Origin of the sequence: Thermaerobacter composti (assembly GCF_033582035.1) — a bacterium.
GTDB lineage: Bacteria > Bacillota > Sulfobacillia > Thermaerobacterales > Thermaerobacteraceae > Thermaerobacter > Thermaerobacter composti.
The window spans coordinates 1,685,586-1,699,940 of sequence record NZ_CP132508.1; the positions used below are offsets into that span (position 1 = coordinate 1,685,586).

Consider the following 14,355-nt stretch of genomic DNA (forward strand, 5'->3'; position numbering starts at 1 on the left):
AGCCCCCGGGCAGGTGGGCCCCAACCGTGGCCGACCCGGCGGGGACCGCCGCCCGTCGCCTTCCCGGCCGCGGCCCTCCTCCGGCGCAGCGGCCGCGCGGGCCGCGTAGGCCGACGACCCGGTGCGAGACCAGGGCATCTCTCGGCCCATGCTATGGCCGGGTCGCCCGGGGGGTGCACGGCCGCCCGGGGCACCGGACGGGTGGGAGGTCCCGCCGTGGTGGCTTCGCGGCTCCGTGGCGACGTGGCGGCTCCGCGGGGGGATCGCGGGGTCGCCAAGCCGGTTCGTCCACAACCGGCGGCCGGCTCATCCCCAGGAAGAGCGGGCTTATCCCCAATGGACCCCGCTGTTATCCCCAGGAATCGACACTTGCCCACAGCTTGTCAACAAGGAGCGACACGATCTCCCAAGAAGGGACAGCCCATCAGCGGCCTGCACCACCGGTCGGCCCCCCGGACCCGGGTCGCCCCGAGGGGAGGGCGGGGCGACCCGTCGTCCGGGGGAGGGACCGGGTCCGCCCGGATGGATCCTGCCGCTTCCCACCGGAGGTGGACGGTCATGCCGTCCCCGCAACCTGCCCGCCGGTCCGTCGACGTCGACCCGGTCGCGCACCGGGCCGCCCAGGTGGAGATCGAACGTCTGCGCCGGATGCTCTACCGCATGGCCCGCCGCCACGGCTGCAGCGATCCCGCGGTGCTGGATCTCAGCCGGCGGCTGGATGCCCTGATCGTCGGCTGGTACCGGGCCCACCGCGGCGGCGAGGCGCCGCACCCCGGCCCCGCGACCACCGCCTCGTGATGCCTCGCCACCGCCTCGTGATGCCTCGTGATAAAATCCAGGACATGGACCACCACGACATCCCCCGGGCGGAAGCGAGACGGGAACGACCCGACCTCCCGGACCGCGGGGACGCTGCCCCCGGCCCCGCGGCCCTGGACCGCATCGACTGGGAGGCCTTTCGGCTGGTGGCCGTCGACCTGGACGGGACGGCCGCGGGTCCCGATGGCCGGGTCAGCCCGCAGGGGCTGCGGGCGCTGGCCGCTGCCGAGCGCGCGGGCCTCCACCCGGTCATCGTCACGGGTCGCGCCCTGCCGGCCGCCATGGGGGTGTGGCTCCGCGCCGGGCTGAGCCGTCCGGTCATCGTCTGCGGTGGAGCCCTGACCGCATGGCCCACGGCCGGCCGCCCCCTGCGGGAACGCCCGCTGGATCCGGCGGCGGTCCAGCGCGTGCTGCGGTTGGCGCGGGAGCTGGACCTCATCCCGTTCCTCTACGGTGCCGACGGCATCGTCACCGACCGCCCCAGCGCCTGGCGCGACCGCCTGGCCCACCTCAACGAGACCCCCATCCCCGTCGATCCCGACGGCCTCACGCCCGTGGCCTCCGACGGCCTCACGGCGGACGAACCCGGCCCGGTGTCCGATCCAGCCGGGGGACCCGCGGCTCCGGCCCAACCGCCGGCGGATCCGCGCCACGGGCCGGCAGGGCTTGCGGCGGGGGCGGCGGGGGCGGCGGATCCCGCCACCCCCGCCGGGGGGCCGCGGGGTCGGCCGGTCTACAAGGTGGTGCTGGCCACGGACGCCCAGCGGGCGGCGCGGGTGCGGCCGGCGGTGGAACGGGGCCTCGCGGACCTGGACGCCTGCTGCGTCGCCACCCTGCCCGGCCTCCTGGAGATCGTCCGCCCGGACGCCACCAAGGAGGCCGCCCTGGCGGACCTTTGCCGCGTGCTGGGCGTGCCGCGGGAGGCGGTGATCGCCATCGGCGACGGGGAGAACGACCTGGGCATGATCCGGTGGGCGGGGCTCGGCGTGGCGATGGCCAACGCGCAGCCGGAGGTCCGGGCGGCGGCCCGACTGATCATCGGCCATCACGCCGACGACGGCGTGGCCCGCTTCCTCGAGGCGGTGGTGAGCCGGCGGCAGGCCCGGTGAGGCGAGGGTGCGGTCGCGGGGGCAGCTGCGGGCTGCGCCGGGACCGCGCCGGCCCGGAGGCGCGCCGGTCGTCCGGCCCAGCCCGCGGCTGCCCGGCCCGGTGCGGCTCGTCCCCCGAGCGGAACCGCTGCCCGTCGGGTTCGACATGGATCGGTGACGGCGCAGCGGTCCGCGGCCGCTCGTCCGCTGCCCTGCAGCCCGGCCCCCGGCCGCCTGGCGACCCGGCCGACAGGAGTCGGTCAGGCCCGGCGCCGGCAGGGCGCCGGGACCGGGGCGGCCAGGCACGACGCCGGCAGGGCGCCGGGACTAGGGCTGCGAGGGGGCGGCCCGTGCCGGCACGGGCCGCCCCCTCGCGGCAGGAAAGGAGGCCGCGGCGTGCGCATCCCCGACCGTGGATCCCGCAGCTCCGCCCCATCCCCCGCCGGCGATGTCGTGACCGAGGCGGGGCCGGGGCGGGCGTGCCTCGCGTCCGCCGCCCGGGCCGCGGGGGCCCGGGATTGGCGGCACGAGACGGCCGCTGCCCGGGAGCTGGCGGTGCGCGTGGCGATGGGCCGGCGACCGCCCGACGTGTGGTTTCGGGGCGGTACGGTGCTCAACGTCTACACCGGCCGGTGGGAACCGGCCGAGGTGTGGGTGGCGGGAGCCCGCATCGCCTACGTGGGTCCGGATCGGCCGACCGTCGGCCCCGACACCCGGGTGGTCGACTGCCGCGGTCGCTACCTGGTGCCCGGCTACCTGGAGATCCACGCCCACCCCTTCCAGCTGTACTCGCCGCGGGCCCTGGGGGCCGCCATCGCCCCGCGCGGGACCACCACGCTGGTCAGCGATACGCTGCTGCTCGGGCAGATGCTGGGCCGGCGGTTCCCCGCCGTCCTGGACGCCGGGCTCGTCGCGCCGGTCCGCGACCTCTGGGGACTGCGGGTGGCGCCCCAGTCCGTCACCCCGGCGCCAGGTGGGCCGGCCCGCTCCGACCTGGAGGACCCGGACTTCGCCGCCGCGTACGGCATGACGGCCGCCGAGGGCATCGCCCTCCTGCAGCATCCCCGGATCGTGGAGATCTTCGAGTGGACCCGGTGGGCGGACACCCTGCGCCGGGAGGCGCCCCTCCCCGCCGTGCTCGCCGCCGGCCTCCAGTGCGGCCTGGCCGTCGACGGTCACGCCCCCGGGGCGTCCCACCGCACCCTGGCCGCCCTGGCCGCCGCCGGGGTGGGCGACTGCCACGAGAGCATCCGCGCCGACGAGGTGCTCGCCCGCGTGCGCCTCGGGCTCTTCGCCATCCTGCGCCACAGCTCGCTGCGACCCGATCTGCCCGCCCTGATCGCCGCGGCGCGGGAGGCCTTCGCCCAGGGCTACGGCCATCGCCTGGCGCTGACCACCGACGGTCCCACCCCGGCCATGGTGGAACGGGGCTTCCTCGACCTGGCCCTGCGGGTCGCCATGGAGGCGGGGCTGGAGCCGGATCAGGCCTACCGCATGGCGACGATCAACCCCGCCACGTACCTCGGCCTGGACCGATACCTGGGCGCCATCGCCCCCGGCCGCCTGGCGGACGTCAACGTGCTCCAGCATCCGGAGGACCCCGTCCCCCTGGCGGTGTGGATCGACGGACGGCCGGTGGCCCAAGAGGGGCGCTTGGTGGACGAACCGGCCCCCCTGGACTGGGACGCGCTGGGCCTGGGCGCCCGCCGCGTCGCCGTCGGCGCCGAGGCGGTGCGGGAGGCGTTGCGGTTCGCGGGCGCGGGCCACCGCGGGCGGCGCGTGCCCCTGCCCGTGATCCGCCTGGTCGACGCCGTGATCACGCGGTGGGAGACGCGCGAGGTCGAGGTCGACGCCGAGGGGATGCCGGTGCTGCGAGCGGAGGACGACCTGCTCGCCGCCCTGCTCTTCGCGCCCACCGGCGGGCGGGTGACCCGCGCCCTGGTGGCGGGGTTCGGGAGCGGGATCGAAGGGCTAGCCTCCACCTACACCATGGCCGGGGGGATGCTGGTCCTCGGCCGCCGCCCGGAGGCCATGGTGCGGGCTGCGGCCGGCGCCGCCGGCGGCGGCATCGTCCTCGTGGAGGGGACGCGGGTGCTCTTCCACCTCCCCTTGCCGCTGGGCGGGTTCCTCTCCGACCTCGACATGCCCCAGCTGGCCCGCCGCTGCCGCGAGCTCGAGGCCCTCCTGCGCGAGCGCGGCTACCCCTACCACGACGCCATCTACAGCCTGCTCTTCCTCTCCGCCGATCACCTGCCGGGACCTCGGTTGACGCCCGCCGGCCTCTGGGACGTCAAGGGCCACCGCCTCCTGGCACCGGCCGTGACGGCGGCGACCCCGCCAGGATCCGTGTGAGGCGACCCTCCCGGCGCGACCTCACGCCGGCTGGCCGGGCCGGGTGGCTCGCACCCGCCGGCGCAGCGCCTCGCCCCGCGGGCCGCGAGGGGCGTCGCGCGGCTCGCGGTCCGCGAGGGGCGCAGCCGCGGCGACCGGGCGGCCCCTCACGCGTCCGCGCCGGCCCGCAGACGGATGGCCGCCGTGACCGCCTGCTGGCAGGGCGTGTCCACGCCGTGGCGCTGCCCGTAGCGCACCACGGTCCCGCACAGGGCGTCGACCTCCACGGGTCGCCGCGCGGCCAGGTCCCGCTGCATCGACGAGGTCATCGCGGGGTCCATCCCCATCGTGGTCGCCATGACCTGTTCGAAGGCGTCCGCCGGCAGGTCGACCCCGGCTGCCCGCGCCACCGCCACCGCCTCCCGGACCATCCGCTCGTAGACCTGGCGTCCGTCGGGATCGCCCAGCACCGCGCCCAGCGGCCGGTTGGCGACGGCCGTCATGCCCCCCATGGCCGAGATGAAGATCAGCTTCATCCACATGTCGGCGACGATCTGGGTGGAGATGCGGTGCGGGATGCCGGCGGCGGCGAAGGCGGCGGCGATGCGCTCGACCCGGGGGGTGACGCGGCCGTCCAGCTCCCCGAAGGTGATGTCCCGCCGCGGGCTGGTCTGCCGGATCCGGCCCGGCTCCACCAGGGCCGTCTCGATGTGGCACAGGCCGCCCAACACCCGCTCGCGACCGAAGCGGCGCTCCAGCACCTCCAGGTGGTCCACGCCGTTCATCAGCGGCAGGATCGCCGTGTCGGCCCCGACCAGGGGCTCCATCTCGTCCAGCGCGCCCTCCAGGCTGTAGGCCTTGACCGCCAGCAGCACGAGGTCGGCGCCCTGACCGGGCGCCACGGCCAGTTCCTCCGCCAGCCGCACCCCCCGGTCGCTGGCCACGGGGCGGATGCTGAACCGGCCGTGGACGCTCTCCACCGTCAGTCCGTCGCGGCGCATGACCCGCAGGTGGCGTCCCCGGGCGAGGAACCCCACCCGCGCCTCGTGCAGCGCGGACCCGGGTTCCGCCCACTCGGCGGCTCGCGCCAGCAAGGCGCCGAAGTAGCCGCCGACGCCACCGGCGCCGATCACGGCGATGCGCACGATCTCACCCCCATACGCGGAGCATGGCCCTCCCCGCCGTGGCGACCGGCCGCACCCGGGACGGCGTCGGCCCTCCCCTCCGTGGCGACCGGCCGGACCCCGGGACGGCGTCGGACTGGCCCGCCGACCGTCGGGACGGCCGCCGCTTCGGCACCATCGCCATTCGCACGGGATACGGGTCCCGCCCGCCGACCGGGGGACGACCGCCCTGACGACCGCCGCGGGCGACGGCCCCTCCCCCGGCGGGGCCGCGGTCCCCGACCCGGCCGGCGCCGTCCGATCACGCAGGCAGCCGGTCGACCACCGGATTGCGCAGCCGTCCCAGGCTGGTGATCTCGATCTCCACCACGTCGCCGGGCCGGAGGAGGCGCGGCGGGTCGAAGCCCATGCCGACGCCGCCAGGGGTCCCGGTGGCGATGATATCCCCGGGCTCCAAGGTGATGCCCGCCGACAACGTGGCGATCAGCGCGGGGATGTCGAAGATCAGCTGGCGCGTGTTGGCCTCCTGGCGGAGCTCACCGTTCACCCAGGTCCGCACGTCCAGCTCGACGGGCCAGCCCACGGCGTCCCGGTGCACCAGGTACGGGCCGGTGGGGCAGAAGGTGTCGAGGCTCTTGCCCAGGTGCCACTGGCTCGTGCGGCGCTGGAGGTCGCGGGCCGTCACGTCGTTCAGCACCATGTACCCGAAGACGTGTTCCCGTGCCCGCTCGGGGGGGATGGCGCGACCCCGCCGCCCGATGACCACCGCCAGCTCGCCCTCGTAGTCGACCGCCTCCGTCACGCCGGGGTGGGTGTAGATCGGGTCGCCGGGACCCGCGATGGACGACGCCGCCTTGCTGAAGACCACCGGGTACCTCGGGATGTCGCGACCGCTGATCTCGAAGACGTGGTCGCGGTAGTTCAGCCCGATGGCCATGACGTCCTTGGGCGGCCGGGCGATGGGGGCCAGCAGGCGCACCGCCTCCGCCGGGTGCCAGAGCGGGCGGGCGGCCGGCTCGCGGCCGTCGGCGCCCTCGCCGCCCGGCAAAGCCGCATCGTCCCCCGCCGCCTGGGCCCGCTGCCACCACTCCCGGGCGGCCGCCACCGCCTGCTCGCCCAGGGCGATCCAGGCGACCATGTCGGCGGGGACCTCCGGCCCGCCCCACCGGGCCCGGGCGGCGGCCAGGTCCAGCACCCGCCGCAGACGGCCGCGCTCATCCACATCGGCCAGACCCAGGGCGATCCGACCCGCTCGTTCGAACCGGACGAACCGCAACCGGCATCCCTCCCGTCGGCGTCGCATCGGCGCAGCAGGTGACGCTAGGGAATTCCCGGCGGCCGGCGACGATCCTGCAAGCGGCGAGGCGGGGTGCCCGCGCCGAGAGCACCCCGCCTCGCCGCTTGGGCCGGTTCGCCCGCTGGCCGGAAGCGCTACCGCTGCGGCCGTCCGGTGGCGCCGGCGGCCGCCCGAGCGCCGCGCCCCTGCCCGCGGGCTTCGCCCGCCCGGTCCTTGCCGTGGGCCGTGCCCCGCACGCCCGGCGTCGGCCGTTCCGGCCGTCGGTCCCCGTCGTCGGGGGCCAGCCGCGGCGACGCGTGGTCGTCCCGCCCGGCCCCGGAGGTCCGGGGGGCCGGGGCAGCCGCTCCGGCGTCCCCGGCGGGCGCCTTCCGCGATGCCGTCCCGTAGTTCACCGCGGCGCCCCGGCTCGGGGTGCCGGCGGCCGCGGGCTGCGCGGGCGTCGCGGAGCCGCCGGCCGGTTCGTCGGCCCGCGGCGCCACCGCGTCCGGCGTGGCGTCCGATCCGGCCGGGTCGGATCCGTCGTCCTCGGGTTGGCCGCGATGGGCCGCGGCGATCCACCGGCCGGGCTTGAGGTCCCGGCGCTCGATGCCGTACAGGGCCAGGAGCTGGTTCAACCGACGGCCGAAGGCCTCGAGGCGAGCCGTCGTCCCCTCCTCCTCGCCGGTGTCCGCGGCGATCGCGGTGGCCGCGCCGCCGGCCGCCGTCATCCCTGCCGTGCCGGCGACCGACCCGTCCCCCGCACCTTGGCTCGCTTCGCCGCCCGTTCCCGGCGCCGCGCCGCTGTCCGGCAGCGGGGCCGCACCCTCGGCGGCCGGCAGGGAGGCCGACGGGTCCGGCTCCGGCGCGGCGGCGCCGTCCGCGTCAAGGGCGGCCAGCTGGGTGGCGACGTCCATGGCCGTCAGCGCCTCGCCCTTCGCCAGCCGCACGGCCTGGGCGACGGCATAGAGCAGGGCGATCTGGCCGTAGCCGTAACCCTGCTCCCGCAGGGCGGCGATCGCCTCGGGCTCCATCATCGCCACGGAGCCCGCCACCAGCTGGGCCTCGGCCGCCGCCTCCAGCGCCTCGTCCAAGGCGCTCCCGGAGCGATCCCCCTCGGCCCCGCCCGCAGACACGGCGCCGTCCTCGGGGGCGGCCGCGCCGGCGTCCACGGCCCCTTCGTCCCCCTCGGCCGGGGCCGGCTGGCCGTCGGCCCGATCGCTCACGGGGGAGACCGCCCCCGGGGCCGCCGCGGTCCCGGTCCCCGCGCCGGCCGCGGCCCACCCCGCCGTGCCGTCCGCTTCCGGCCCTGCGGCAGCGGGCGGGGTCGCGTCCGTCCCGCTGGGCGACTCGCCCGCGGCCGCGCCGACGCGCTCGGGCAGCTGAGCGACGCGGGCGACCGCCGCCTCGAGGGCCTGGACCGCGCGGGCCGTGTCGGCCCCGTTGGCCGCGGCCTCCACCAGTTTCGCCTGGGCCAGCCGCAGGTAGGCGACGACCTCGTCCGCCAGGCGCTGGAACCACGCCGAGTCCGGCCCCAAGCCCGCCATCGCCTCCGCCCGTGCGGCGGCGAACCCCGCGGCCAGGGCGGCCTCGGTCGCCGGGTCGCGGCTCGCCCAGAGCCGCACCCGTTCCACCGCCGTTCGGACGTAGTGCCCGACGGCGACCACCCACGCCGGTTCACCGCCGTTCCCACCCGGCTCCGCCGTACTCGCCAGGGCGACCCCCGGCACCGCGGCCGAGGCGATCACGGCGCCGAGCAGGAGCGTGGCCAGCCACCGGCAGGCCGGCCTCACACCGTGCCATCGTGGCACATCATCACCTCCTGCCACGGTCTGCTCCGGGAACGGGCGGACCGGGGCCCCTCGCCGCGGCGGCCTCCGACGAGGGGCCCACCTGCGCTGGCCGTCCAAGGGGGCCATGCAGGCCCCGCCCCCGTTCCCGTCCAGCGCCCCCGTTCCCGTCCAGCCAGATCTTCGGATCGATCCGCGCCAGGTTTGGGGGTCCCACACCCGAATATGGGGGGCCCCGCTCGGGGAGGCCCGCTCGAGGTCCCGAGGGCGAGGCGATCGTCTTCCGCCGGGGGGATCCCGCCGCGGCGGATCCGGCCCCGCCGGCGGTCCCCGTCGCCGGCCCTGCCGGCCCCGCCGGCCCCGAATGCTTACTTTGTCTATCGGCTTCGTTGACCCCACGTGGCCTCACGGGTACAATCGCGGTTGAATCGGCAACGGGGAGGCGCAACCATGCAGCTCGGCTGGTCGACTCTGCTGGCCCTGGGTGCCGCCTTCGGCGTGGTCTACGGCTTTCTGCTGCAGCGCGGCGACTTCTGCTTCACCTCGGCGTTCCGCGATCTGTACGCCTTCCGCCACACCCGCGTCCTGCAGGGCATCCTCGTGGCCGTGGTCGTCACCACCCTCGGGTGGGGCCTGGCGATGACCGCGGGATGGGCGACGCCCGACCGGCTCTGGGTGCCGCCCGTCGGTTGGAACAGTCTGCTGGGCGGCTTCCTGTTCGGCGTCGCCATGTACATCGCGGGGGGGTGTGCCTCGGGGACGCTGTATCGGGCGGGCATGGGATACGGCCAGTTCTGGCTGACCCTGGCGGGCATGGGGGCGGGCTACTACGCCTTCCTGCGCCTCTTCCCCGACGTGCTCGCGCCGCACTTCTTCGAGCCGCTCGCCATCACCGGACCGGTGACCCTCTATCGCCTGCTGCCGTGGCCGCCGCTGATCACCGCGGCGCTGGCGGTGGCGGTGCTGCTGGCGGCCATCGCGGTGGTGGCGGGTCCGGCGTCCATCGGCCGCGCCGTGGCGGGGACGGCCGCGTTCTTCCGGCAGGGTCCGGCGGCGCTGCTGCGGCTGCGGTCCTGGGACACCCGGGCGGTGGGGCTCTTGCTGGGCCTCGTGTCCACCCTGCAGTTCAGCCTCTGGACCATTTGGGGGATCACCGGCCCGGAGACCCGGCTCGTGGCGGTGGCCTGGGGGGCGCTGGACGACCCGGCCCGCGTCGCCGCCAACCCCTATGTGGCCAACCTGTTCCGCGACTACCCCGGGCTGGTGCCGGGGCCCGAGGAGCTGCTGATCGTCGGCATCATCGCCGGTGCCGCCCTCTCGGCGCGACTCAACGGCACCTTCCGCTGGCGCCGGCCCCGGCTGCGCCGGCTTCCCAACGCGCTGGCGGGCGGCTTCCTGCTGGCGTTCGCCTCGCGCCTGACGCCGGGGTGCAACGTCGGCAACCTCCTGAGCGGCCTGCCCGCCCTGTCCCTGCACAGCCTGCTGGCCACGGTGGGCATCGCGGCCGGCATCTACGCCGCGTGGAAGGTGGCCCACCTGCGGCAGGCCGCGGCGGTGCGGTCGTGCGGGGTCGAACCGGCGTCCACGCCCGCCGAAGGCGCCGCGACGGCCTCGCCCTCGGCGGTGTCGTGAGCCGGCGGCCGGGTTCGTCCGACGAAGGCAGGCGCCGGCCGGCGGCCTGCCCGGCGCGCGTCGCCGCCCGCCGCTGGCGGTCTCCCAGCGACCCGAGCGCTTCCGGATGCTCCGGATGCGAGGCGGAACGGAGAGGAGGATGACCGACCATGGCCCTGTTCAAGCGCCCCAATCTGGAGCAGGCTCGCCAGCGCCTGGCGGCCCTCAGCGGCGCCAACCTGGTCGACCGGGTGGGTGGGGACGCCCCCATCGCGGTGGACCGCGAGATCGACGTCACGGGCGAGATCTGCCCCTACCCGGTGGACGCGGCCCTCGAGGCGCTGGCCGCCATGACCCCGGGCCAGGTGCTGGCCGAGCTGACGGATCACACCATCTCCACCCACACCGTGCCCGCCGCCGTCGAGCGCTCCGGCCTCGGCGAGGTCTTGCGGATCGAGGAGAAGGAGCCGGGGCTGTACCGCATCCTCATCCGCCGCCGTTGACAGCGCGGCCCGGTGCCCCGGCCGCCGGGACGGCGGGGCCGCCCGCCCGAGGCAGGACGAACCAGAAGCGCGCACCCCTGCCCGGCGCCGAGGCAACGCCGACCCGTCCGCCGTGGGCCTCCACCAGGGCGCGGACGATGCTGAGTCCGAGGCCCGCTCCCCGGCTGCGGGCCGCCTCGCGGCCCCGGTAGAAGGGCTCGAACACCCGCGGCACGTCGGCGGGGTCGATGCCGGGGCCGTCGTCGGCCACCTCGACCCGCACGCCCTCGGGGACGGCCGTGGCCGTCAGGGTCACGTGGCCGCCCGGACCGGCGTGGCGGGCGGCGTTGTCCACCAGGTTGCCCAGCACCTGGGCCAGGCGGTGGGGGTCGGCCTCCAGCCCCACGCCCGCGAGGGAGGGGTCGATGCGGGCCGTCCAGCGGGCGCCGCGCTCCCGCACCAGCGCCGCCAGGGCGGTCTCCCGCTCCTGGAGCCACGGGCCGACCGCGAAGCGCGCCAGCCGCAGGTCGAGCTGGCCCGTCTCGATCTGCGCCAGCTGGAACAGGTCGTCGATCAGCCGGCCCAGGCGCTCGGCCTCGGCCACGATCTGGCCGGCGTGGCGCGCCGCGTCGGGCCCGGGCGCGACCACCCCGTCGCGCAACGCCTCGCCCAGCCCGCGGATCACGGTCACCGGGGTGCGCAGCTCGTGGGAGATGGTCGCCAGCATGGCGCGCCGGAGGGCCTGGGACCGGCGCAGCTCCTCGACCAGGGCCTCGATGCGCTCGGCCATGTGGTTGAATCCGGCCGCCAGACCGGCGACCTCGTCACGGCCGGCGACCTCCAGGCGTCGGGAGAGGTTGCCCGCGGCCAGCGCCGCCGCGGCCTCCTGGATGGCCGCGAGCCGGCGCACCAGCCGGTATCCCACGGCCCATCCCGCCGCCAGGGCCACGGCCACCGCCACCCCGGTCCCCAGCACGATCCAGGTGCCCAGCTGGCGGCGGACCCCCACCAGTTCCCGCAGGGGGCGGAAGACCACCACGGCTCCGAGGGTGCCCTCCCCGCCCGGGGTCGGGATCGGCGCCACGGCGACCACGGCCGGCACGTTGGCGAGGACCTCCCGCACGCCGTAGCCCGGCACGCGGATGCCCGAGATCACCTCGGGGGCCAGCCGCCACCCGCGGAGATCGCCCGTCAAGGTGGCGGAGTTCCACCGGATCTCGCCGGCCGGGTCGACCACCAGGACCTCCCCGTCCACGTACAGGCGCGAGAGGCGGACGGCGGCCAGGTCGGCCAGGTAGGTGGCCGGGCGGCCGGGGAAGGCCTGCACGTCCAGGAGGGCCACCACGCTGCGGGCCTGCCGCAGCAGCACCGGACCGAGGGCGTGGACCATGGCCTGCTCGGCCACCCTCGGCGCGCCCACCAGGAGCAGCAGTGCCACCACCGCGAGGATGGCGGCGTAGATCACCCCCAGCCGCCAGGCCAGCCGCACCGCCTCACCTCCCGGGCCTCGTCCCCGCCCTGGGCGATCCCGGCCCTGTCGCCTCACCGGGGCGTCCTGGACCGGGCGCACCCGCCTCCCCCTCGGGGTCGAACCGGTAGCCGACGCTCCACACCGTCTTCAGGTAGCGCGGCCGCTGGGGATCGGGCTCGATCTTCCGGCGCAGCCGCTGGACGTGGACGTCGACGGTACGCGTGTCGCCGGCGTAGGCGAAGTCCCAGACCCGCTCGAGGAGCTGCTGGCGGGTGAACACGCGGTGGGGATGGGTGACCAGGAGGGCGAGGAGGTCGAACTCCTTGGGGGTGAGGGGCACCTCGCGACCGTCGACCCGCACCCGCCGCGCCGCCAGGTCGACGGCGCACGGGCCGAAGCGGACCACCGCCGGCACCGGCGACCGCGGTCCCCGGGCGGCGCGGCGGAGCACCGCCCGCACCCGGGCCACCAGCTCCCGCGGGCTGAAGGGCTTCGTCACGTAGTCGTCGGCGCCCAGCTCCAGGCCCAGCACGCGGTCGGTCTCCTCGGCCCGGGCGGTCAAGCACACGACGGGCACGCCCTGTTCCACCAGCTCGCGGCAGAGGTCGAGGCCGTCGCCGTCGGGGAGCATCAGGTCGAGCACCACCAGCGCCGGGGCCTCGCTGCGCAAGGCGGCGCGGGCGCCCGCCAGGCTGGCCGCCTCCCGCACGGCGAACCCTTCGCGTTCCAGGTAGAGCCGGCAGATCTCCCGAATGCCCGGCTCGTCGTCGACCACCAGGATGCGCTCCGCCGCCACCCCCGCGCCCCCTCTCCCGGCTCGCGGGCGCCGCCCCACCCCCTCCGCGGCGCCGCCCGCCGCCCGATGCGCCCCGGCCCGCGGCGGGGCGAGCGGAAGGGCCGGGGCAGCCGCTCCCGCGAGGCCGATGGGATCCCCCGCACCCGGCGCCGGCGACGGGGAGCGTCGCGCGCCCGCCGCGCCCCGCGGACGCGGGGCCGGGTTCATCCCGGCACACCGGCCGGTCAGAGCCGATAGCGCTGCTCCTTCCACGGATCGGCCTCGTCGTGGTAGCCGCGGACCTCCCAGTAGCCGGGCCGGTCTTCCCGCAAAAGCTCGAAGCCGCGCACCCACTTGGCGCTCTTCCAGAAGTAGCGGTGCGGGACCAGGAGCCGCACGGGGTAGCCGTGCTCGGGTGTGAGGGGCTTCCCTTCGTACTCGAAGGCCAGGAGCACGTCGTCGCGATACAGGTCGTCCAGCGGGATGTTGGTGGTGTAGTCGGGATCGGCGTGCACCAGGACGAACCGGGCCTCCGGGCGAACGCCGGCCTCCTCGAGCACCCGGGCCGCCGGGACGCCGCGCCACCGCGTCCCCAGCTTGCTCCAGCGGGTTACGCAGTGGATGTCCACCACCACCTCCCGCGTCGGCAGTCGGCGAAACGCCTCCCATGTCAGCGTCAGCGGCCGCTCCACCTCGCCGAAGACGCGGAAGCTCCAGTCGCTCAGGTCGTCGCGGTAGCGGGGCACGACCCCCGTGTGCAGCACGGGGAACTTTTCGGTCACCACCTGGCCCGGCGGGATCCGTTGGCGCAGCGAGGCCTCCGCCATGCTCACCACCTCCTCGACCGCCCCGGCCCCTGAAACCCCCTGGGACGCACGGCCCCGACACCTGGCGATGGTGGCCGTGCCCTGCCGCCCGGTGGACGCCGGCCGGGTCCCCTCCCGCGCCGGACCCCGTCCCGGGGCGCTGCCTCGGCGCACCGCCGGGGTCGGGCGGCATGGTCCCCTGCGGGTCCCGGGCCTCGGGCGGCTGCCTCGTACGGCCGCATGGTTCGGCGGGACGGACCCCTTCGGGTCCGCGGGAGCCCTGCGCCCGCTGGTTAGTCTCCCCCGGCCCGCCCGGGCCGGGCCGTCCGCACCCACCCGCACCCGCGGCCGGGGGGATCGCGGCAGGGCCGGCGCCCGTCGCATCCGACGCGGCGATCGGCCGCTCCAGTCCGGGAACGATCGGCCGCTCCGGGCCGGGAACGCCACCGGCATCCAAGGCGTCGGTCGCCGCGGCGGGCCCTTCCGCCACGTCCCCCGCCGCCTGCCGGACGAACCGGCGGCGGCCTAGTCGCGGCGCCGCGCCCTCTGCAGCTGGTGCCGGAGGACCTGGTAGGCGATCCAGACCGCGGCGGCGTCGTCCAGCCAGGACAGCGGTGGCAGCCCCGGCAGCAGATCCGCCGGCCACAGCAGGTACAGGGCCGCCAGCAACGCCACCAGCCGCGGTCCCGTCCCCGCCCGGGGATCCCGCAGGAACCGGATGACCTCAAGCCAGTCCCGCCACCCGGGTCGCGGGCGCCGCCTCCATGCCCTCGCCACGGCCGCAA

General features: G+C 76.7%; 12 protein-coding genes. 5 read left to right on the forward strand and 7 right to left on the reverse strand.

The genetic code is table 11. The features are described 5' to 3' along the window. Nucleotides 1-558: 558 nt before the first annotated feature. The 3 genes from Q5761_RS06845 (at nt 559) to Q5761_RS06855 (ending at nt 4,259) form a co-directional block, all read left to right on the forward strand. The gene (locus Q5761_RS06845) at nt 559-798 is read left to right on the forward strand and encodes an aspartyl-phosphate phosphatase Spo0E family protein (RefSeq protein ID WP_167758914.1); all 240 of its coding nucleotides are present in this window, start codon (nt 559-561) and stop codon (nt 796-798) included. Between the two features lie 44 nt (nt 799-842). Beyond that, on the forward strand, nt 843-1,928 hold the full coding sequence (locus Q5761_RS06850; protein ID WP_318749988.1) for an HAD hydrolase family protein: 1,086 nt from the start codon (nt 843-845) through the stop codon (nt 1,926-1,928). Nucleotides 1,929-2,303: 375 nt separating this feature from the next. After that, nucleotides 2,304-4,259: an adenine deaminase C-terminal domain-containing protein gene (locus Q5761_RS06855; protein ID WP_318749989.1), complete on the forward strand. Its 1,956-nt coding sequence runs from the start codon at nt 2,304-2,306 to the stop codon at nt 4,257-4,259. A gap of 146 nt (nt 4,260-4,405) precedes the next feature. On the opposite strand, the gene Q5761_RS06860 is transcribed toward Q5761_RS06855, so the two are convergent. The 3 genes from Q5761_RS06860 to Q5761_RS06870 form a co-directional block, all read right to left on the reverse strand. Further along, nucleotides 4,406-5,383 (reverse strand): ketopantoate reductase family protein, encoded by a 978-nt coding sequence (locus tag Q5761_RS06860; RefSeq protein WP_318749990.1) that lies wholly within the window; start codon nt 5,381-5,383, stop codon nt 4,406-4,408. Between the two features lie 280 nt (nt 5,384-5,663). Further along, nucleotides 5,664-6,638, reverse strand: a complete 975-nt coding sequence (locus tag Q5761_RS06865; RefSeq protein WP_318749991.1) for a fumarylacetoacetate hydrolase family protein — start codon at nt 6,636-6,638, stop codon at nt 5,664-5,666. A 155-nt stretch (nt 6,639-6,793) separates the two neighbouring features. Then, nucleotides 6,794-8,446 carry a hypothetical protein gene (locus Q5761_RS06870; RefSeq protein ID WP_318749992.1) on the reverse strand — a complete coding sequence of 551 codons (1,653 nt, stop codon included), beginning with the start codon at nt 8,444-8,446 and terminating at the stop codon, nt 6,794-6,796. A gap of 429 nt (nt 8,447-8,875) precedes the next feature. Here Q5761_RS06870 and Q5761_RS06875 point away from each other — a divergent pair, with 429 nt between their 5' ends. Together Q5761_RS06875 and Q5761_RS06880 are read left to right on the forward strand one after the other, a co-directional pair. Next, nucleotides 8,876-10,057, forward strand: coding sequence for a YeeE/YedE family protein (locus tag Q5761_RS06875; protein ID WP_318749993.1), 1,182 nt, complete (start codon nt 8,876-8,878; stop codon nt 10,055-10,057). Between the two features lie 149 nt (nt 10,058-10,206). Beyond that, nucleotides 10,207-10,539: a sulfurtransferase TusA family protein gene (locus tag Q5761_RS06880; RefSeq protein WP_135225593.1), complete on the forward strand. Its 333-nt coding sequence runs from the start codon at nt 10,207-10,209 to the stop codon at nt 10,537-10,539. Here Q5761_RS06880 and Q5761_RS06885 read toward each other — a convergent pair. From Q5761_RS06885 to Q5761_RS06900, 4 genes are all read right to left on the reverse strand, one after another. After that, complete coding sequence (locus Q5761_RS06885) at nt 10,523-12,007, reverse strand: HAMP domain-containing sensor histidine kinase (protein ID WP_318749994.1); 1,485 nt, start codon at nt 12,005-12,007, stop codon at nt 10,523-10,525. The two genes, Q5761_RS06880 and Q5761_RS06885, sit on opposite strands and share 17 nt — an antisense overlap. 4 nt (nt 12,008-12,011) lie before the next feature. Continuing rightward, on the reverse strand, nt 12,012-12,785 hold the full coding sequence (locus Q5761_RS06890; RefSeq protein WP_135225595.1) for a response regulator transcription factor: 774 nt from the start codon (nt 12,783-12,785) through the stop codon (nt 12,012-12,014). A gap of 224 nt (nt 12,786-13,009) precedes the next feature. Further along, complete coding sequence (locus Q5761_RS06895; RefSeq protein ID WP_135225596.1) at nt 13,010-13,591, reverse strand: sulfite oxidase-like oxidoreductase; 582 nt, start codon at nt 13,589-13,591, stop codon at nt 13,010-13,012. Nucleotides 13,592-14,095: 504 nt separating this feature from the next. Beyond that, complete coding sequence (locus Q5761_RS06900) at nt 14,096-14,347, reverse strand: DUF1232 domain-containing protein (RefSeq protein ID WP_135225597.1); 252 nt, start codon at nt 14,345-14,347, stop codon at nt 14,096-14,098. Nucleotides 14,348-14,355 lie beyond the last annotated feature (8 nt).